The sequence below is a fragment of the Klebsiella sp. EMBS2024 genome (assembly GCF_036233805.1).
In the GTDB taxonomy this organism is placed as follows: Bacteria; Pseudomonadota; Gammaproteobacteria; order Enterobacterales; family Enterobacteriaceae; genus Klebsiella; species Klebsiella pneumoniae.
Map to the genome: position 1 here is coordinate 493538 of NZ_JAZARW010000001.1, position 20412 is coordinate 513949.

Sequence of the window (20412 nt, forward strand, 5' to 3'; positions counted from 1 at the left end):
CTTCCTGCTCACCCTCTTGCTGTCCCTGTTTACGGCCTTTCTCTTCCAGCCATTCGGCAATGGTCATCATCAGCTCCTTATGCCTGGGCGACTGCGCCGCCAGCGTGCGGATCAGCGCCCCCGGATGTTCCGTAGTTCCCGCCTGCAACATATAGCGCAGCAGCGTATTCAGCTGCGCTTCTGTCAGATAGCCTTGCGTCATCAGCGCAATCAGCGGCACCTGCAGCTCGGCCAGATCGCGATGGCGGATATGCTTTTGCAGCAGCTCCAGCATGGCCATCCGCCGATGACGGGCGATCTGATTATCTGGCATTACGGTGAGGTCCACCAGCGGAAAATCATTGCTATAGAGCGCCTTCGCCAGCGCCGGATCGGCGAATAGCTGTTGCCAGTTGCGGGCCCAGGGCCAGGGGCTCACTTTGCCGTGATAAAACAGAATCGGCACCACCAGCGGCAGAGTGTCGTGGCCGGCGTCCAGATGACGCTGCATGGCGGCCAGCGCATAGCGCAGCAGGCGAAACGCCATCAGCTTGTCCGGGGTACTCTGGTGCTCAATCAGCGCGTACACATAGCCCGGTCCATGACGCGTGCGCAGTGAGTAAAGGATATCGGAATAGCTGGCGCGCAGGTCCTCTTCAACAAAGCTACCGGAGACCAGCTGCAGCGAATCCAGTTCGCAGATCGCCAGAAACGGCGCGGGGAGGTACAACTGCAAAAAATCCTTCGCGACCGCCTGATGCATGAGCATCTGGCGAAACACCGCGTCGTGTGGGGTTTGACTGACTTTTTCCATCAATATTGTCTCCAGTGGCGTCATGCGCAGAGGACCAGACTGCCAGCACACTGCCGGAGACAACATCCTACTTCTCTGGGTTTTGCGACCCGCTTTCCGCGTTTTTTAACTTGTTTGCATAATCCCGCCGGACAATTTCCAGCGCGCTCAGCACGGTTTGCGCCGGGATCTGATGCGATTCCAGCAACATGATTAAATCGACGGCCAGTTTGACCTCATCGGATGCATTTTCCAGCGACATCGGGCTCTCCTGTTAGCGCGTCAGCCGCGCCAGTACGTTTTCAATCTTGTCCAGCGCCTGTCGGCAGCGCGCCAACCGGCCGCTGTAGGCTTCAACTTCTTTCCCCAGCCGCTGCTGCTCGTCAAGGCTGGTCGCCTGCGCCAGCTGACGCTGGCGTTGGTCGCGCATCGCCAGCAGGCGACGCTCATACTCCTGATGCTGCAGGCGACGGCGCTGCCAGCGGCTCAACGTTGGCGACGCGTGGTCCCAACTGCGCAAGGACCAGGTGGCGGTTTCACGGCGCAGCGCGGCGATTTGTGCCGCCAGACGCTCGGCAATCCAGACCACCTGCGGCAGCTGCTGGCGCTCGACGGCCTGGCGGAGCTGGTTAAAGTTGTGTTGGGCTTCCGCCAGATAGGCCTGCATCAGCGTGCTGCGGGTGTGGAAGAGCTGGCGGTCAAAGCGCGGGCTGAGGGTCGCGTGCTCCGCCAGCGGCGCCACCAGCGCGGACAGCTCACTCAGCTGGTCGTTCAGCGTTTGTAAAAGTTGAGCAGTTTTCACCAACCCCCTCCATTNNNTTCNAGCCAACTGTGCTACAGTAGCCTCATCTGTTTGATAACGATTCGCATTATGCCACCTGTTATTTTAACCATTATCGGCTGGCTGGCGGTAGCGCTGGGTACGCTGGGCGTCTTCTTACCGTTGCTGCCGACGACGCCGTTTATTCTGCTCGCCGCCTGGTGCTTTGCCCGCTCATCGCCGCGCTTTCACCAGTGGCTGCTGTATCGCTCCTGGTTTGGCGGCTATCTTCGCCACTGGCAACAGTACCGCGCCATGCCTCGCGGCGCTAAACCGCGCGCCATTGCGATGATCGTGGTGACTTTTGCTATTTCGCTATGGCTGGTTAAGCTTACGTGGGTGCGCATCATGCTGTTGGTCATTCTGGCCTGTCTGCTGATCTTTATGTGGCGCATTCCGGTGGTTGACGCAAAGCAACAAAAGCACTGATGCGCAATAATGCCTGTTGCAATTGTTGCCGACAGCCAGTAAATTCTGGCGTTTTCGAGCGCGGGCAAGCCTGGTCAAAGGTTAAACAAATGTTTCTTTGGCCCCTTTTGCACGCCCGTGGGTAATACCGTTTCAATCAGGCATACACTTATGACCGCAACTGCACAGCAGCTTGAATATCTGAAGAACAGCATCCAGAGTATCGAGGATTATCCAAAACCTGGCATTCTTTTCCGCGATGTCACCAGCTTACTGGAAGACCCGAAGGCCTACGCGCTTAGCATTGAACTGCTGACCGAGCGCTACAAAGACGCGGGTATTACCAAAGTGGTAGGGACTGAGGCGCGTGGCTTCCTGTTCGGCGCCCCGGTTGCGCTGGCGCTGGGCGTGGGCTTTGTTCCGGTACGCAAGCCGCGTAAGTTGCCGCGTGAAACCATTGCCGAGACCTATGAGCTGGAGTATGGCACCGATCAGCTGGAGATCCACGTTGACGCCATTAAACCGGGCGATAAAGTGCTGGTGGTTGACGATCTGCTGGCGACCGGCGGCACTATCGACGCCACGGTCAAACTGATCCGCCGCCTCGGTGGCGAAGTGCACGATGCCGCTTTCATTATTAATCTCTTCGATCTGGGCGGCGAACAGCGCCTGGAGAAGCTGGGGATCCACTGCTACTGTCTGGTGCCGTTCCCGGGCCACTAAGCAAATCCCTCCACATAGCCTCGCCGATCGGGCGGGGCTGTGATAGCATGACCCCTTCGTGATTTCACCTTCCAGCGTTTCAGAGCCAGCCCATGAGTTATCAGGTCTTAGCCCGTAAATGGCGCCCACAAACCTTTGCTGACGTCGTCGGCCAGGAACATGTGCTGACCGCACTGGCGAACGGCTTGTCGTTAGGGCGCATTCATCACGCTTATCTTTTTTCCGGTACCCGCGGGGTCGGGAAGACCTCCATCGCCCGTCTGCTGGCGAAAGGGTTAAACTGTGAAACCGGCATCACCGCCACCCCCTGCGGCGTGTGCGATAACTGCCGGGAAATTGAACAGGGGCGCTTTGTCGATCTGATTGAGATTGACGCCGCCTCGCGAACCAAAGTCGAAGATACCCGCGATCTGCTGGACAACGTCCAGTACGCGCCGGCCCGCGGCCGCTTTAAGGTCTATCTCATCGACGAAGTCCATATGCTGTCGCGTCACAGCTTCAACGCGTTGTTAAAAACGCTGGAGGAGCCGCCGGCGCACGTCAAATTTCTGCTGGCGACGACGGATCCGCAGAAGCTGCCGGTAACGATCTTATCCCGCTGCCTGCAGTTCCACCTGAAGGCGCTGGACGTTGAACAGATCCGCCATCAGCTGGAGCATATTCTTGGCGAAGAGCAGATTGCCTTTGAGCCCCGCGCGCTGCAGCTGTTGTCGCGGGCGGCCGATGGCAGCCTGCGCGATGCCTTAAGCCTGACCGATCAGGCGATTGCCAGTGGGGAAGGGCAGCTGACGGCCGCATCGGTGAGCACCATGCTCGGCACCCTTGATGACGATCAGGCGCTGTCGCTGATTGAAGCGCTGGTTGCTGCCGACGGCGAGCGGGTCATGGCGGGCGTCAATGACGCCGCCGCACGCGGCGTCGAGTGGGAGGCGCTGCTGGTCGAGATGCAGAGCCTGCTGCACCGCATCGCCATGGTTCAGCTGTCGCCTTCGGCGCTGGGCGCCGACATGGCCGCGGTCGAAGTGCGGATGCGCGAACTGGCGCGAACCGTACCGCCCGGCGACGTTCAGCTCTACTACCAAACGCTGCTGATTGGCCGCAAAGAGCTGCCTTACGCCCCGGACCGGCGGATGGGCGTCGAAATGACGCTGCTGCGTGCCCTGGCGTTTCATCCGCGTAAGCCGCTGCCGGAGCCGGAGGTGCAGCCGGCACAGGCCGCCGCGCCCGCGCCGCGTCAGCCGGTTGCCCCCGCCGCGCCGCCGCCACAGTCGCCGCAGAGTTGGCCGCCGACCACCAGCCAGGTGCTGGCGGCCCGCAGCCACCTGCAGCGCAGTCAGGGAGCAACCACCCCAAAAAAGAGTGAACCGGCAGCCGCTTCCCGCGCGCGGCCGGTGAATAACGCTGCGCTGGAGCGACTGAGTTCGATTACCGAGCGCGTCCAGGCTCGTCCGGCCGCGGCCGCGCTGGAGCAGGCCCCGGCGAAGAAAGAGGCCTATCGCTGGAAGGCGACGACGGTGGTGGAAGAGAGCAAAGTCGAAGTCGCCACGCCCAAAGCGCTGAAAAAGGCGCTGGAGCATGAGAAGACGCCGGAGCTGGCGGCCAAGCTCGCCGAAGAAGCGGTCGAGCGCGACAGCTGGGCGGCGGAAGTGAGCCAGCTGGCGGTACCGAAGCTGGTCGAGCAGGTGGCGCTCAATGCGTGGAAAGAGCAGGAGGGCAGCCGCGTCTGTCTGCATCTGCGTCCCAGCCAGCGCCACCTCAATTCCGCCAGCGCGCAGCAAAAGCTGGCTGAAGCGCTGGGGGTGTTGTACGGTACGCCGGTTGAATTGACCATCGTGGAAGACGATAATCCCGCGATGCGTACGCCGCTGGAGTGGCGGCAGGCTATTTATGAAGAGAAGCTCGCGCAGGCGCGCGAAGCCATTATCGCGGATAATAACATTCAGACCCTGCGTCGTTTCTTCGACGCCGATCTGGATGAAGAGAGTATTCGCCCCATTTGAATGCCAGTCTGACTGGCATTCAGTACCTTTAACGATGACTGACTGAGAGAGAAGCCTATGTTTGGTGGAAAAGGCGGCCTGGGTAACCTGATGAAGCAGGCCCAGCAGATGCAAGAGAAAATGCAGAAGATGCAGGAAGAGATCGCTCAGCTGGAAGTAACCGGCGAATCCGGCGCGGGTCTGGTGAAAGTGACCATTAACGGCGCGCACAACTGCCGCCGTGTGGAGATCGACCCAAGCCTGCTGGAAGACGACAAAGAGATGCTCGAAGATCTGGTGGCTGCCGCGTTCAACGACGCCGCGCGCCGTATCGAAGAGACCCAGAAAGAGAAGATGGCTTCCGTTTCTGCCGGTATGCAACTGCCGCCAGGCTTCAAGATGCCGTTCTGATGCAAACCAGCCCGCTGTTAACTCAGCTTATGGAAGCGCTGCGCTGTCTGCCGGGCGTCGGCCCGAAGTCAGCGCAGCGCATGGCGTTTACCCTGCTGCAGCGCGATCGCAGCGGCGGGATGCGCCTGGCGCAGGCGCTGACGCGTGCGATGTCGGAGATCGGCCACTGCGCCGATTGCCGCACCTTCACCGAGCAGGAGGTGTGCAATATCTGCAGCAACCCGCGTCGCCAGGAAAATGGCCAGATCTGTGTGGTAGAGAGTCCGGCGGACATCTATGCCATTGAGCAGACCGGGCAGTATTCCGGCCGCTACTTCGTGCTGATGGGGCACCTGTCGCCGCTCGACGGCATCGGGCCTGATGACATCGGGCTCGATCGCCTGGAGCAACGGCTGGAGGCGGAGTCGATCACCGAGGTGATCCTCGCCACCAACCCGACCGTTGAGGGCGAGGCGACGGCCAACTACATCGCGGAGCTGTGCGCGCAGTATGGCGTCGACGCCAGCCGAATCGCCCACGGCGTGCCGGTGGGCGGCGAGCTGGAGATGGTCGACGGCACCACGCTGTCCCACTCCCTGGCCGGTCGCCACAAGATTACTTTCTGAACAAATGGAGGCGGCCTTCGCCGCCTCCGCTTGAAAAATTTCCCCGCTGTCCCCATCTCCCACTCAACGGNNNNTACCCATTTAAAATGGCATTGTTGAGGTTGAATCAGATGAAAGGACAAGAAACTCGTGGTTTTCAGTCAGAAGTAAAACAGCTTCTGCACCTGATGATCCATTCCCTCTATTCCAACAAAGAAATCTTTCTGCGTGAGCTGATTTCCAACGCCTCTGATGCGGCCGATAAGCTGCGTTTCCGCGCGCTGTCGCAGCCGGATTTGTATGAGGGAGACGGCGAGCTGCGCGTGCGGGTTTCGTTTGATAAAGACAACCGCACCCTGACCATCGCCGATAACGGTATCGGTATGAACCGGGAAGAGGTTATCGACCATCTCGGCACCATCGCCAAATCCGGCACCAAAGCGTTCCTCGAATCGATGGGTTCTGACCAGGCTAAGGATAGCCAGCTGATCGGTCAGTTCGGCGTCGGCTTCTATTCGGCCTTCATCGTGGCGGACAAAGTGACCGTGCGTACCCGTGCGGCGGGCGACAAGCCGGAAAACGGCGTGTTCTGGGAGTCCGCCGGCGAAGGCGAATATACCGTAGCTGATATCACCAAAGCCGATCGCGGCACCGAAATCACCCTGCATCTGCGCGAAGGCGAAGATGATTTCCTCAACGACTGGCGCGTGCGCTCTATCATCAGCAAGTATTCCGACCATATCGCGCTGCCGGTTGAGATTGAAAAACGGGAAGAGAAAGACGGCGAAACCGTGATTTCGTGGGAAAAAATCAACAAGGCGCAGGCCCTGTGGACCCGCAGCAAATCCGAAGTTAACGACGACGAATACAAAGAGTTTTATAAGCATATCGCTCACGACTACAGCGACCCGCTGACCTGGAGCCACAACCGCGTGGAAGGTAAGCAGGAGTACACCAGCCTGCTGTATATCCCGTCGCAGGCACCGTGGGATATGTGGAACCGCGATCATAAACACGGCCTGAAGCTGTACGTCCAGCGTGTGTTCATCATGGACGACGCCGAGCAGTTTATGCCGAACTACCTGCGCTTCGTGCGCGGCCTGATCGATTCCAACGATCTGCCGCTGAACGTCTCCCGTGAAATCCTGCAGGACAGCAGCGTGACCCGCAACCTGCGCACCGCGCTGACCAAACGCGCGCTGCAGATGCTGGATAAGCTGGCGAAAGACGACGCTGAAAAATACCAAACCTTCTGGAAACAGTTCGGCCTGGTGCTGAAAGAGGGCCCGGCGGAAGATCCGAGCAACCAGGAAGCGATCGCCAAACTGCTGCGTTTCGCAACCACCCATACCGACTCCTCCGCGCAGACCGTATCGCTGGAAGAGTATGTCTCACGCATGAAAGAAGGTCAGGAGAAGATCTACTACATCACAGCCGACAGCTATGCGGCGGCGAAGAGCAGCCCGCACCTCGAGTTGCTGCGTAAGAAAGGGATCGAAGTGCTGCTGCTCTCCGATCGCATCGACGAGTGGATGATGAGCTACCTGACCGAGTTCGACGGCAAAGCGTTCCAGTCTGTCGCTAAAGCCGACGAGTCGCTGGACAAGCTGGCGGATGAAGTAGACGAGTCCACCAAAGAAGCCGAAAAAGCGCTGGAGCCGTTCGTTGAGCGGGTGAAAAACTTGCTTGGCGACCGGGTGAAAGAGGTACGTCTGACCCATCGTCTGACCGACACCCCGGCGATTGTCACCACCGACGCCGACGAGATGAGCACTCAGATGGCGAAGCTGTTCGCGGCAGCGGGCCAGGCGGCGCCGGAAGTGAAATACATCTTCGAACTGAACCCGGCGCATCAGCTGGTGAAACGCGCGGCCGATACCCAGGACGACGCGCAGTTCGGCGAATGGGTGGAACTGCTGCTGGATCAGGCGCTGCTGGCCGAGCGCGGCACGCTGGAAGATCCGAACCAGTTTATCCGTCGTATGAACCAGCTGCTGGCTTCCTGACACGAAGCTGAACGAGTAGCCCGGCCGAGCGACGCGACGCCGGAAACGGAATAAATGCCCCGTCTGAGCAATTTGCTCAGGCGGGGCATTTCACATTGGATTGCATAAAATATCTCACCATTAACCGTTTCAGCCGCACCGCCTTCCTTGAGCCATCGCCGTTCTGGTGGTATGGTTTAGCGTTTTTGAANAATTGAATCGACTTTTGAGGGGATTTTCGTAATGCGTATTATTCTGCTTGGCGCTCCGGGCGCGGGTAAAGGAACTCAGGCTCAGTTCATCATGGAGAAATACGGTATTCCGCAAATCTCCACCGGCGATATGCTGCGCGCGGCGGTAAAATCCGGCTCTGAGCTCGGTAAGCAAGCGAAAGACATTATGGACGCAGGCAAGCTGGTGACCGATGAGCTGGTCATCGCGCTGGTGAAAGAGCGTATCGCCCAGGAAGATTGCCGTAACGGCTTCCTGCTGGACGGCTTCCCGCGGACCATTCCGCAGGCTGACGCCATGAAAGAGGCGGGCATTACCGTTGATTACGTGCTGGAATTCGACGTGCCGGACGAACTGATCGTCGACCGCATCGTTGGCCGTCGCGTCCATGCGGCATCCGGTCGCGTATACCACATCAAATTCAATCCGCCGAAGGTGGAAGGCAAAGACGACGTGACCGGCGAAGAGCTGACCACCCGTAAAGACGATCAGGAAGAGACCGTGCGTAAGCGTCTGGTAGAATACCATCAGATGACAGCGCCGCTGATCGGCTACTACACCAAAGAAGCGCAGGCGGGCAACACCAAATACGCCAAAGTCGACGGCACCAAAGCGGTAGCTGACGTGCGCGCCGAACTGGAAAAAATCCTCGGCTGATAAAGCCTTTTCTCATCCTGCTGCGGCAGGATGAGAACTCCTCTCATTTCTACCTTTTGCTATGATTGGTTCCGTTTAGCGCCATTTCAGCTACAATTGGCTGCGATTCAAATGGTTAAGAGGCGGTAATGCATCAGACGAAAACAGGTATCTTGCTGGCCAATTTAGGCACTCCCGATGCGCCCACCCCCGGGGCGGTGAAGCGCTATCTGCGACAATTCCTCAGCGACAAACGGGTGGTGGATACGTCTCGTCTGCTATGGTGGCCGCTGCTGCGCGGCGTCATACTGCCGATTCGCTCCCCGCGTGTGGCGAAGCTCTATCAGTCCGTGTGGATGGAAGAGGGATCGCCGCTGATGGTGTATAGTCGTCGCCAGCAGCAGGCGCTGGCTGCCAGGCTGCCGGATACCCCGGTGGCGCTGGGCATGAGCTATGGTTCACCGTCACTGGCCAGCGCGGTGGATGACTTACTGGCGCANNNGTGGAGCACATCGTGGTGCTGCCGCTGTATCCGCAATATTCCTGCTCGACGGTGGCCGCCGTCTTGGACGAACTGGCGCGGATTCTGGCGAAAAAGCGCGCCATTCCGGGTATCTCGTTTATTCGCGACTATGCCGAACATCCGGACTATATCCATGCGCTGGCGGCCAGCGTGCGCGCTTCCTTCGCTGTCCATGGGGAACCGGATCTGCTGCTGCTCTCCTATCATGGGATCCCGCAGCGCTATGCCAACCAGGGCGATGATTATCCTCAGCGCTGTCGCGATACGACGCGGGAACTGGTTTCCGCGCTGGGGCTGCCGCCGGAGCGGGTGATGATGACTTTCCAGTCGCGCTTTGGCCGGGAACCCTGGCTGACGCCGTACACCGATGAAACGCTAAAGATGCTCGGCGAGAAAGGGACGAAGCATATTCAGGTGCTGTGCCCGGGGTTTGCCGCCGACTGTCTCGAAACGCTGGAAGAAATCGCCGTCCAGAACCGGGAAATATTCCTCGAAGCAGGCGGCAAGCAATATGAATATATTCCGGCGCTTAATGCGGACGCAGCGCATATTGAGATGATGGTCAATCTGACGGCGCCTTATCGCTGATCGCGCGCAGGGCGGGGAATATGCTACTATTTCCCGCTTGTTCCCTGTTATTTAAGCGCCACTATGAAATTTCCCGGTAAACGCAAATCTAAACACTATTTTCCCGTTAACGCCCGCGATCCGCTGCTGCAGCAAATTCAGCCGGAGAATGAATCCAGCGTCTCCTGGGTGGTCGGTATCGACCAGACGCTGGTGGATATCGAAGCGAAAGTGGATGAGGCGTTTATCGTGCGCTACGGCCTGAGCGCGGGCCATTCGCTGGTGATTGAAGATGACGTCGCCGAGGCGCTGTACCAGGAGCTGGTGCGCAACAATCTCATTACCCATCAGTTTGCCGGCGGCACCATCGGCAATACCATGCACAACTACTCGGTGCTGGCGGACGATCGCTCGGTGCTGCTTGGCGTGATGTGCAGCAATATCGAAATCGGCGGCTACGCCTATCGTTACCTGTGCAATACCTCCAGCCGCACCGATCTGAACTATCTGCAGGGCGTCGACGGCGCCATTGGCCGCTGCTTTACCCTGATCGGTGACAGCGGCGAGCGCACCTTCGCCATCAGCCCGGGCCACATGAACAAGCTGCGTCCGGAAAGCATTCCGGAAGCGGTGATCGCCGGCGCCTCGGCGCTGGTGCTGACCTCTTACCTGGTCCGCTGCAAGCCGGGCGAGCCGATGCCGGACGCGACGATGAAGGCTATTGAGTATGCCAAAAAGCACGATGTGCCGGTGGTGTTAACCCTCGGAACCAAATACGTGATTGCCGATAACCCGGCGTGGTGGCAGGAGTTCCTGCAGGAGCATGTCTCTATTCTGGCAATGAACGAAGAGGAAGGGGAAGCGCTGACCGGCTTTGCCGATCCGCTGTCAGCGGCGAATAAGGCGCTGGACTGGGTCGACCTGGTGCTGTGCACCGCCGGCCCGGCGGGCCTGTATATGGCGGGCTTCACCGAAGAAGAGGCGAAGCGTAAAACCCAGCATCCGCTGCTGCCGGGGGCGATCCCGGAGTTTAACCAGTTTGAATTCAGCCGCGCGATGCGTCACCAGGATTGCGTTAATCCGCTGCGCATATATTCCCATATCGCTCCCTATATGGGCGGCCCCGAGAAGATCATGAACACCAACGGCGCAGGCGACGGCGCGCTGGCGGCGCTGCTGCATGACATCACCGCCAATAACTACCACCGCAATAACGTCCCCAACTCCAGCAAGCACAAATGCAAATGGCTGACCTACTCCTCGCTGGCGCAGGTGTGTAAATATGCCAACCGCGTGAGCTATCAGGTGCTGAACCAGCACTCGCCGCGTTTAACTCGCGGCCTGCCGGAGCGTGAGGACAGCCTGGAAGAGGCGTACTGGGATCGGTAAGCGCGTCCCTCTCCCGGCGGGGAGAGGGCAGTACATCAGCCGGTGACCACTTCGCCGGCCGGTGGCGTTTCCAGAAGCCGCAGCATGGCGCGGGCAATTTCCCGTTCGCCCATCACCACCTGATTGGCTCCACGATCGATAATGTAGTCCACTTCGTCATCATAATGGGCGCGGGCGATAATCTCGATATTCGGACATTTTTCCCGTGCGGAAGCGACAATCTCTCCGGCCTCGTAGCCGTTAGGGATTGTCAGCAGCAGCCAGCGGGCGCAATCCAGATGCGCCAGCTCCATGATCTCTTCATTGGCGGCATTGCCGAGCACCGCGCTGATCCCGCGCTCGCGTAGCTCATCCACGCGGGTGCGCGAGGTTTCAACCACCACCAGCGGGATCCCCTGGGCCATCAGCTTCTCGCCCAGCAGGCTGCCGACGCGGCCGAAGCCGACCAACAGCGCGTGGTTGCAGATATCGACCGGCACCTGCTTCTCGTCTTCCAGGACCTCTTCCAGCGTCTGCTCGTCGAGGGTTTCGGTTTTATCGAGATATTTTTCCAGCAGGGTAAACAGCACCGGGTTGAGCATAATTGAGATGATCGCCCCGGCCAGCACCAGATTTTGTCCGGCCTGCGGCAGCAGGTTAAGCGCCATTCCCAGGCCGGCGAGAATAAAGGCAAACTCGCCAATCTGCGCCAGGCTGGCGGCGATGGTCAGCGCAGTGCGCGGCGAGTGACCAAACATCCGCACAAGGAAAAAGGCGGCTGCGGATTTACCAAAGATAATAATCGCCAGCGTCGCCAGCACCGCCAGCGGCTGTTGGACCAGCACCATCGGGTCAAACAGCATGCCGACGGAGACGAAGAACAGCACCGCGAAGGCGTCGCGCAGCGGCAGGGTGTCATGGGCGGCGCGGTGGCTGAGCTCGGATTCGTTAAGCACCATGCCGGCAAAGAAGGCGCCGAGGGCAAAAGAGACATCAAACAGCTCCACGGCGCCGAAGGCGATGCCCAGCGCCAGGGCCAGCACCGACAGAGTGAACAGCTCGCGTGAGCCGGTGGCGGCGCTGCGCGACATGATCCACGGCACCAACCGGCGGCCGACCAGCATCATAATGGCGATAAAGGCCACCACTTTGCCAATGGTGATCCCGAGGTCGAGGGCCAGGGACGCGAAGCCGACGTTGCCTTTCTCCGCCATACCGGCAATCGCCGGCAGCAGGACCAGCGTCAGGACCATCACCAGGTCTTCCACAATCAGCCAGCCGATGGCGATTTGCCCGCGCTGGCTGTCAATCAGTTGTCGTTCCTCCAGCGCGCGCAGCAGCACTACGGTACTGGCGGTGGAGAGGCACAGGCCAAAGACGATGCCGGTCATCAGCGACCAGCCGAGGGCGGCGGAGAGCGCCATACCCAGCAGCGTCGCCACGGCTATCTGGGCGATAGCCCCGGGGATGGCGATCGATTTTACCGCCATCAGGTCTTTAAGTGAGAAATGCAGCCCGACGCCGAACATCAGCAGAATGACGCCAAGTTCCGCCAGTTCCGGAGCCAGTTTGGTGTCAGCAACAAAGCCAGGGGTGAAAGGTCCGGCCAGCACGCCCGCTAAGAGATATCCCACCAGAGGAGAAATACGTAGCTTATTGGCAATCATGCCGAGAATAAAGGCGAGCACGAGGCCGCCGACTATGGTGGTGATAAGCGGTGTTGCGTGGTGCATTCCGTCTCCTTTCCAGTGGTGTATCGGTCCATTTTGCTACCCTGTCCGGGTAATAGTTTATGACAAAAACGTTCACTTTGTTTATGAATAATTCTTGAGTTGTGCAAAAAAATGCAATTAGCCGATGAAAAGGCACAGAAGGGAAAATGGCGGGGGGAAATCGTGGAACAGGCTGATGACACAAGGGTTAACGGCGGCCAGGGTTGCACTTTGGCCGCCGAATAATCAGGCTTTTTGCCGGTTATCAGGAAGGAATATCGTCAGGAATCCCAGCAGCGGCAGGAAGGCGCAGATTTTATAAACCAGATCGATGCTGGTATGGTCCGCCAGCAGGCCTAACACCGCGGCGCCAAGGCCGCCCATGCCAAAGGCGAAGCCGAAAAACAGGCCAGAAACCATGCCGATGCGTCCCGGCAGCAGTTCCTGCGCATAGACCAGAATAGCAGAAAAGGCCGAGGCGAGGATAAAACCAATGATCACCGTTAAAATCCCCGTCCATTCAAGGCTGGCGTAGGGTAAAACAAGGGTGAAAGGCGCTACGCCGAGGATAGAACCCCAAATCACATACTTACGCCCAATTTTATCGCCAACAGGCCCGCCAATCACCGTCCCGGCAGCCACTGCGAACAGGAAGGCAAACAGATGAAGCTGGGCGTTTTGCACCGTTAAGCCGAATTTATGCATCAGATAAAAGGTGTAATAGCTGCTAATGCTCGCCATATAGAAATATTTCGAGAAAATCAGCATCAGCAGAATGCCTACCGCCAGAATGACCTTCTTGCGCGGCAGCGGATTAACGATGGCCGGTTTCGGTTTGCCCTTATTCATTCGATGCTGCGCGGCATACCAGCGGCTGATTTGCGACAGCACGACAATAGCCAACAGAGCGGCCAGCACAAACCAGGCGACGTTGCCTTTGCCGTACGGGGCGATGATCACCGCCGCCAGCAATGGGCCAAGCGAGCTGCCGAAGTTGCCGCCCACCTGGAACAGCGACTGGGCCAGGCCGTGACGGCCGCCGGAGGCCATCCGCGCTACGCGGGACGATTCCGGATGGAAAACCGAGGAGCCGGTACCTACCAGCGCGGCGGCCAGCAGCACCATGCCGAAGCTACCGGCCAGCGCGAGGAGAATCAAACCGCAGAGGGTGAAGCACATGCCCACCGGCAGCGACCACGGCATCGAGCGTTTATCGGTGATGTAGCCAATCACCGGCTGGAATAGCGATGAGGTGAGCTGGAAGGTCAGGGTGATCATGCCGATCTGCACGAAGGTAAGGGAGAACTCCGCCTGCAGCAGCGGGTAGATAGCGAGAATAAGCGACTGGATCATATCGTTAAGCAAATGGGACAGGCTGATCGCGCCTAAGATGCCAAACGAGGTGCGTGCTTTTTGCGGCGGCGCAGCGGGGCCGGACAAGGGTTGAGCGGTCTGATTGATTGCCATAGGTTCACGTCACTTTTTTATATAGCTTTCGTCTTTTGTCCGCCATGGCGACTGCCCTGATTTTCCCGGCTACTGCATGGGAAATATGACGAACGGGCTGACGCAATGCCATACAACGCGAAGGCGTATAGAGGATGCAGGTAGAATTATTATCCGACTAACATACCTGTTGATAAGGTTTGAAGGAAGTCGCAATTCTGAAAACATATTTGTCAACGCGACTAACTCGCTATACTTTCGGCACTTGGGATTAAGTCAGGGAGTGAAGCATGCATTATTTCAAACACAGCGTAGCGCTGGCGCTATTCGCCGCTTTATCGCTGGGCAGCCTGTCGGCACAGGCCTATGAGCAGGATAAAACCTATAAAATTACCATCCTGCACACCAACGATCACCACGGCCATTTCTGGCGCAATGACTACGGCGAATATGGCCTGGCGGCGCAGAAAACGCTGGTCGATGGCATCCGGAAAGAGGTGGCGGCGGAAGGGGGAAGCGTCCTGCTGTTATCCGGCGGCGATATTAATACCGGCGTACCGGAGTCTGATTTACAGGATGCAGAGCCCGATTTTCGCGGCATGAACCTGATCGGCTACGACGCGATGGCGGTGGGTAACCATGAATTCGATAATCCGCTGAGCGTACTGCGCCAGCAGGAAAAGTGGGCTAAGTTCCCGTTCCTGTCGGCCAATATTTATCAGAAAAGCACCGGCGAACGGCTGTTCAAACCCTGGGCGCTGTTTAAGCGCGGTGGGCTGAAAATCGCGGTGATTGGCTTAACCACCGACGATACGGCCAAGATTGGCAATCCGGAATATTTCACCGATATCGAATTCCGCAAACCGGCGGAAGAGGCGAAGCTGGTTATCCAGGAGCTGCAGCAGAATGAAAAGCCGGACGTGATCCTGGCCACCACCCATATGGGCCATTACGACAATGGCAACCACGGCTCTAACGCGCCGGGCGATGTTGAAATGGCGCGGAGTTTACCTGCGGGATCGCTGGCGATGATCGTCGGCGGTCACTCGCAGGATCCGGTATGCATGGCGGCGGAAAATAAAAAGCAGGTCGATTATGTGCCTGGCACCCCGTGCGCTCCGGATCGTCAGAACGGCATCTGGATCGTCCAGGCGCATGAGTGGGGCAAATACGTCGGCCGCGCCGATTTTGAGTTCCGCAACGGCGAGATGAAGCTGGTGCACTATCAGCTGATCCCGGTCAACCTGAAGAAAAAAGTGACTTACGATAACGGCCAAAGCGAGCGGGTGCTGTATACGCCGCAGATCGCCGAGAACCCGCAGATGATGTCGCTGCTGACGCCGTTCCAGAACAAAGGCAAGGCGCAGCTGCAGGTCAAAATCGGCAGCGTGAATGGTCATCTGGAGGGCGACCGCAGTAAAGTGCGCTTTGTGCAGACCAATATGGGCCACCTGCTGCTGGCGGCGCAAATGGCGCGCAGCAACGCGGATTTCGCAGTGATGAGCGGCGGCGGGATCCGCGACTCCATTGAGGCGGGGGATATCACCTACAAAGATGTGATGAAGGTCCAGCCGTTCGGCAATGTGCTGACCTATGTCGATATGAGCGGCAAGGAGGTAGTGGATTACCTGACCGCCGTCGCGCAGATGAAGCCGGATTCCGGCGCTTATCCGCAGTTTGCCAACGTCAGTTTCGTGGCCAAAGACGGTAAGCTGAACGATCTGAAAATCAAAGGCGAACCGGTGGATCCGGCGAAGACCTATCGGATGGCGACGCTGAGCTTTAACGCCACCGGCGGCGATGGCTATCCGAACATCGCCGATAAACCCGGGTATGTGAATACCGGCTTTATCGATGCCGAAGTGCTGAAAGAGTATATCGAGAAGAACTCGCCGCTGGATGCCGCCGCCTATGAGCCGACAGGCGAGGTGAGCTGGCAGTAAGCCTGGACTTCAGGTTGGCTATTTCCCCGTTGGCGCTACGCTTACCGGGGCTACGAGTTGGGTATCCCGGATAAGGCGCGTGCGCCGCTATCCGGGATCGTTTTATCAATCGCGGCGGGCGATATCGGCGAACTTCGCATCGAGAAGCTGCGCCAGATCGCTGGCCGCCAGCTCAATATCCAGCCCGCGTTTGCCGCCGGAAATATAGATGGTGGCAAATTCCTGCGCCGGGGCGTCAATCACCGTCGGCAGGCGCTTCTTCTGCCCCAGCGGACTGATGCCGCCCACCAGATAGCCGGTGATACGCTGCGCCACCATCGGGTCGGCCATGTCGACTTTCTTAGCGCCCAGCGCTTTCGCCACTTTCTTCAAATCCAGCTGCCCGGCGACCGGAGTGACGGCCACCGCCAGATGCTTCATATCGCCGTTCACGGCGACCAGCAAGGTCTTGTAAACCTGGTCGGCATTGAGGCCGAGCTTGCGCACCACTTCATCTCCGAAGTTGGTCTCATTGGGATCGTGATCGTAACTGTGGATCTGAAAGGAAATTTTGTTTTTTTCGAGTAATTTAACGGCGGGAGTCATAGCTATCCTTCTTACCAACCGGTTTTGCGTGACGTCAGAATACGCCCGCAGGTTGTCTAAAAAATAGTACCATCTTGCGCAATAGTGTTGGCAGTGATGGTCACTTTGAGCGACAATCAGACGATCCGGGATGCAAATCCCGGGATAATAATAATGATGAAATTCCTCTTTGACGGGCCAATAGCAATATTGGCCATTTTTTTTATGTCAGCATATCCGGCAGATTCCCTTCGCCATACAGGTGCAGCGCGCCGACGGCAACCACGTAGCGCCCCGGCGGCAAGGCCAGCAGCGTCTCGCGCCAGGCGAGGTTGCGCTGGTGCATCAGCACATCATATAAAGACTGGCTAAAGGTCGTCGGCAGCGATACCGCGCCGCGCGACGGCGGTTGCTCCAGCCACCAGCCGATCATGACCTGCAGTAAACGGGCGTTGGTGCGCCAGTGGGTCAGCGTATCCTCCAGCAGCGCCATCCCCCCGTCGGGCAGATCGCGCAGCAGCGCGATTTGGCTGTCGGCGCCTTCCAGCTCCATCACCGCTATGTTGCTCTCGCGGGCGGCCATCAGCAACTGATAATCGATGCCGTAATCCGGTCGCAGCCCCAGCTTCTGCGCCTGGGTGGCCTGCAGGACCATCGCCACCTGCCACAGCGGCTGGCTGTCGAACAGCCCGACCGACAGGCCCAGCTCGCCGGCTCGCGCCTCTAGCTCGCTCAGCTGCGCATCGCTCAGGCGTTCCGCCAGCGGTGGGTAAGTGGGGAGATTGCTAAACGGGGTTTCATTGCCGCTGATATCGGCCTCGACGATTAACGCATCGGCCTGGCGTATTTTTTTCAGAAGCTTTGCCGGCGGCGGCGCCATGTCGCGGGTGCCCATATGGATACTGCCGACGAGGTGCAAATAGCGTTCGCCGGGCAGGACGATATCCATCGCAGGCCAGGAATAAGACGAGCCGACGGCGGCTCGCCACAGCATTTTTATCCGGTTTAACAGGCCCATACGCGCTCCGAAGTGTGAGGACTTCATGCTAGCGCATATGGTGATACACGTCACCCTTCCGGCGGGCTTTTCTTGTCCCGGCAAAAAAACGGGCGCCGAACAACGTCGGCGCCCGTTTAATCTGACAGCGTTTACTCTTTTGGTTTAAAGCGCAGCAAGCGGTTGGCGTTACTCACCACGGTGATCGACGACAGCGCCATCGCCGCGCCGGCGACCACCGGGTTTAGCAGGGTGCCGGTCAGCGGCCAGAGGATCCCGGCGGCAATCGGGATACCCAGCGAGTTGTAGACAAACGCGCCCAGCAGGTTCTGCTTCATATTGCGTAACGTTGCTTTCGAAATCGCCAGCGCATCGGCCACGCCGTGAAGACTATGGCGCATCAGGGTGATCGCCGCGGTTTCAATAGCGACATCGCTGCCGCCGCCCATGGCGATCCCGACATCCGCCTGGGCCAGCGCCGGGGCGTCGTTAATCCCATCGCCAACCATCGCCACTTTGTGCCCCTGGCTCTGCAGACGCTTAATGGCATCAGCTTTACCGTCCGGTAGCACGCCGGCGATCACTTCATCAATGCCGGCTTCTTTGGCGATAGCCTTCGCGGTGGTGGGGTTATCCCCGGTAAGCATCACCAGCCGGTAGCCCTGCCGATGCAAACGCGCCAGGGCGTCGACGCTGTCTTCGCGCAGCGGGTCGCGGATGGCGAACAGCGCGGCGGCCTGACCATCCACCGCCAGCAGCACCGGCGTGGCGCCGCGTGAGGCCTGGGCTGTCATCTCGCTTTCCACCTCGGCGGTATTGATATGCTGCTCGTTGAGCAGCGCCTGGTTACCGAGCAGCAGACGATGACCTTCCGCCTCGCCGCTGACGCCAAGGCCGCGCAGGGTGCGGAAGCCGCTGACTTCCGGCAATGGGCCGTCGGCAGCTTTATCAAGGATCGCTCGCGCCAGCGGATGGCTTGAGCCCTGCTCCAGCGCGGCGGCAAGACGCAGCGCGGTATGCTCATCAACGCCAGCGAAAGTTTTCACCGCCACCACCTGCGGCTTGCCTTCGGTCAGGGTGCCGGTTTTATCGAACACCAGGGTGTCGAGTTCACTGGCGCGCTGCAGCGCATCGGCATCGCGCACCAGCACGCCATACTCCGCCGCCCGGCCAACGCCGGAGATAATTGACATCGGCGTCGCCAGGCCTAAGGCGCACGGACAGGCGATAATCAGTACCGTGGTGGCAATGACCAGGGTATAGACGATCTGCGGCGCCGGGCCGAAGAAGTACCAGATCGCAGCGCTAATCAGCGCAATGACGACCACCGCCGGAACAAATACGGCGGAGATTTTATCCGCCAGCTGGCCGATCTCCGGTTTGCTGCTCTGCGCCTGGCGCACCATGCGGATAATTCTTGCCAGCGTGGTCTGGCTGCCGACGGCGCTGGCGGTAAACAGCACGCTGCCATCCTGCACCACGGTCCCGGCGTGAATGGCGTCGCCATCGCCTTTTTGCTGCGGCACCGGTTCGCCGGTGAGCATCGCTTCATCAAACCAGGCTTCGCCCTGGCTTATCATGCCGTCGACCGGGACGCGGTCGCCGGTAGTCAGGCGCAGGGTCATGCCGGCCTGAACTTCCGCGAGCGGCAGATCTTTCTCGCCCTCGGGCGTGACGACCCGCGCCGAAGGCGGCGTCAGGTCGAGCAGTTTTTCCAGCGCTTTCGAGGAGCGCTGACGCGCGCGGGCCTCCAGCATATGGCCGAGGTTAATCAGGCCGATAATCATCGCGGTGGCTTCGTAATAGAGATGGCGGGCTTCCATCGGGAACCACTGCGGCCACAGGTTGACGCTCATCGAGTACAGCCAGGCGACGCCGGTGCCGAGCGCCACCAGCGTGTCCATGGTGGCGGTGCCGTTTTTCAGGCTTTTCCACGCGCTGCGGTAGAAGTGGCCGCCGGCGAAGACCATGACGGCGAGGGTGACAAGGCCGATAACCAGCCACAGCGAACGGTTGTCGTCGCTGACCATCATGTTATCGCCGATCATGCCCCAGACCATCACCGGCACGCCGACCAGCAGGGCGACAATCGCCTGCCAGCGAAAACGTTTCATCGTCGCGAGGGCGGTTTCCTGCTGACGTTCGCGGCGTTGCAGATCGTCTTCGATCGCCTCCGCGCCATAGCCGGCTTTCTCCACCGCCTGCACTAATTCTGCAGCGGACGCACTGCCCATCACTAGCGCCGTGCGTTCCGCCAGGTTAACCCGCGCCTGTGAGACGCCCGGCACCGCGGCAAGCGCGTTTTGTACCCGGGAGACGCAGCTGGCGCAGCTCATGCCGTTGATCAGCAGCTGTTGACTGTCATCTTCGTCATGGGCTGCCGGAAGCTCAGGAGTGGCCGCTGTCAGTGCTTCCGACGGGATTGATGATTCTGCCAGCGGTTTAGCCTTTGGGTGGCTGAGCTCCGCGCCGTATCCGGCTTGTTTAACGGTATCAATCAGCGCTTGCGCGCTGGCGCTGCCCGTCACATGGGCTTCAGTGAGGGTGACTTCCGCTTGCTCAACGTCAGGACGCTGCTCCAGACTCTCTTTCACGCGTTTGACGCAGTGGCCGCAGGAGAGGCCATCCAGCGTCAGGTCGATAGTGTTAGACATAAATAACTCCTGAATAATTTTCCGGTCAACGATTGACCAGACCCACTCTTTCATCGAGTATTAAGAAGGTTAAACCTTCCAGCAAGGGG

The 20412-nt window shown here is 59.1% G+C and carries 17 protein-coding genes, 1 pseudogene and 1 other annotated feature; of the genes and pseudogenes, 10 read left to right on the top strand and 8 right to left on the bottom strand.

The window, feature by feature from the left end:
- From VZP09_RS02275 to priC, 3 genes are all read right to left on the bottom strand, one after another.
- On the bottom strand, positions 1-793 hold a 793-nt coding region (locus VZP09_RS02275), incomplete at its 3' end, for an Rpn family recombination-promoting nuclease/putative transposase (RefSeq protein ID WP_328794871.1).
- 67 nt (positions 794-860) lie between these two features.
- Positions 861-1034, bottom strand: coding sequence for a pleiotropic regulatory protein RsmS (rsmS, locus tag VZP09_RS02280; RefSeq protein ID WP_002892136.1), 174 nt, complete (start codon positions 1032-1034; stop codon positions 861-863).
- A gap of 12 nt (positions 1035-1046) precedes the next feature.
- Positions 1047-1574: a primosomal replication protein N'' gene (priC, locus tag VZP09_RS02285; RefSeq protein WP_014599050.1), complete on the bottom strand. Its 528-nt coding sequence runs from the start codon at positions 1572-1574 to the stop codon at positions 1047-1049.
- A gap of 69 nt (positions 1575-1643) precedes the next feature.
- Here priC and VZP09_RS02290 point away from each other — a divergent pair, with 69 nt between their 5' ends.
- The 9 genes and pseudogenes from VZP09_RS02290 to VZP09_RS02330 all read left to right on the top strand — a co-directional run bounded on the left by VZP09_RS02290 (position 1644) and on the right by VZP09_RS02330 (position 11028).
- On the top strand, positions 1644-2021 hold the full coding sequence (locus VZP09_RS02290) for a DUF454 family protein (protein WP_002892144.1): 378 nt from the start codon (positions 1644-1646) through the stop codon (positions 2019-2021).
- Between the two features lie 150 nt (positions 2022-2171).
- Positions 2172-2723, top strand: a complete 552-nt coding sequence (apt, locus tag VZP09_RS02295) for an adenine phosphoribosyltransferase (protein WP_004177230.1) — start codon at positions 2172-2174, stop codon at positions 2721-2723.
- 92 nt (positions 2724-2815) lie between these two features.
- Entirely contained in the window at positions 2816-4723 is a 1908-nt protein-coding gene (gene dnaX / locus VZP09_RS02300) for a DNA polymerase III subunit gamma/tau (protein WP_032414606.1), read from the top strand.
- Positions 4056-4120: a sequence feature (DnaX frameshifting element), on the top strand. Its footprint overlaps the gene before it by 65 nt.
- 57 nt (positions 4724-4780) lie before the next feature.
- Positions 4781-5113, top strand: a complete 333-nt coding sequence (locus tag VZP09_RS02305; RefSeq protein WP_002892173.1) for a YbaB/EbfC family nucleoid-associated protein — start codon at positions 4781-4783, stop codon at positions 5111-5113.
- Positions 5113-5718 (top strand): recombination mediator RecR, encoded by a 606-nt coding sequence (gene recR, locus VZP09_RS02310; protein WP_002892177.1) that lies wholly within the window; start codon positions 5113-5115, stop codon positions 5716-5718. Before VZP09_RS02305 ends, recR begins: the two co-directional genes overlap by 1 nt.
- Positions 5719-5828: 110 nt before the next feature.
- Positions 5829-7703, top strand: a complete 1875-nt coding sequence (htpG, locus tag VZP09_RS02315; protein WP_004177228.1) for a molecular chaperone HtpG — start codon at positions 5829-5831, stop codon at positions 7701-7703.
- 222 nt (positions 7704-7925) lie between these two features.
- Positions 7926-8570, top strand: coding sequence for an adenylate kinase (adk, locus tag VZP09_RS02320; RefSeq protein WP_002892184.1), 645 nt, complete (start codon positions 7926-7928; stop codon positions 8568-8570).
- Between the two features lie 128 nt (positions 8571-8698).
- Positions 8699-9660, top strand: a pseudogene (gene hemH / locus VZP09_RS02325) (ferrochelatase).
- A 63-nt stretch (positions 9661-9723) separates the two neighbouring features.
- A complete protein-coding gene (locus VZP09_RS02330) occupies positions 9724-11028 on the top strand; it encodes an inosine/guanosine kinase (RefSeq protein ID WP_002892192.1) in 1305 nt (434 codons plus the stop codon).
- Positions 11029-11063: 35 nt separating this feature from the next.
- On the opposite strand, the gene ybaL is transcribed toward VZP09_RS02330, so the two are convergent.
- Entirely contained in the window at positions 11064-12740 is a 1677-nt protein-coding gene (gene ybaL / locus VZP09_RS02335) for a YbaL family putative K(+) efflux transporter (protein WP_002892195.1), read from the bottom strand.
- A 225-nt stretch (positions 12741-12965) separates the two neighbouring features.
- On the bottom strand, positions 12966-14186 hold the full coding sequence (locus VZP09_RS02340; RefSeq protein WP_004147385.1) for an MFS transporter: 1221 nt from the start codon (positions 14184-14186) through the stop codon (positions 12966-12968).
- Between the two features lie 269 nt (positions 14187-14455).
- Here VZP09_RS02340 and ushA point away from each other — a divergent pair, with 269 nt between their 5' ends.
- Positions 14456-16108, top strand: coding sequence for a bifunctional UDP-sugar hydrolase/5'-nucleotidase UshA (gene ushA, locus VZP09_RS02345; RefSeq protein WP_032414608.1), 1653 nt, complete (start codon positions 14456-14458; stop codon positions 16106-16108).
- A gap of 105 nt (positions 16109-16213) precedes the next feature.
- Here the strand turns inward: ushA and ybaK are convergent, their stop codons facing one another.
- The 3 genes from ybaK to copA all read right to left on the bottom strand — a co-directional run bounded on the left by ybaK (position 16214) and on the right by copA (position 20323).
- On the bottom strand, positions 16214-16693 hold the full coding sequence (gene ybaK, locus VZP09_RS02350; RefSeq protein WP_002892205.1) for a Cys-tRNA(Pro)/Cys-tRNA(Cys) deacylase YbaK: 480 nt from the start codon (positions 16691-16693) through the stop codon (positions 16214-16216).
- 202 nt (positions 16694-16895) lie between these two features.
- Positions 16896-17690: a TraB/GumN family protein gene (locus VZP09_RS02355; protein WP_004151327.1), complete on the bottom strand. Its 795-nt coding sequence runs from the start codon at positions 17688-17690 to the stop codon at positions 16896-16898.
- Positions 17691-17821: 131 nt separating this feature from the next.
- Positions 17822-20323: a copper-exporting P-type ATPase CopA gene (copA, locus tag VZP09_RS02360; RefSeq protein WP_032415637.1), complete on the bottom strand. Its 2502-nt coding sequence runs from the start codon at positions 20321-20323 to the stop codon at positions 17822-17824.
- Between the last annotated feature and the right edge of the window lie 89 nt (positions 20324-20412).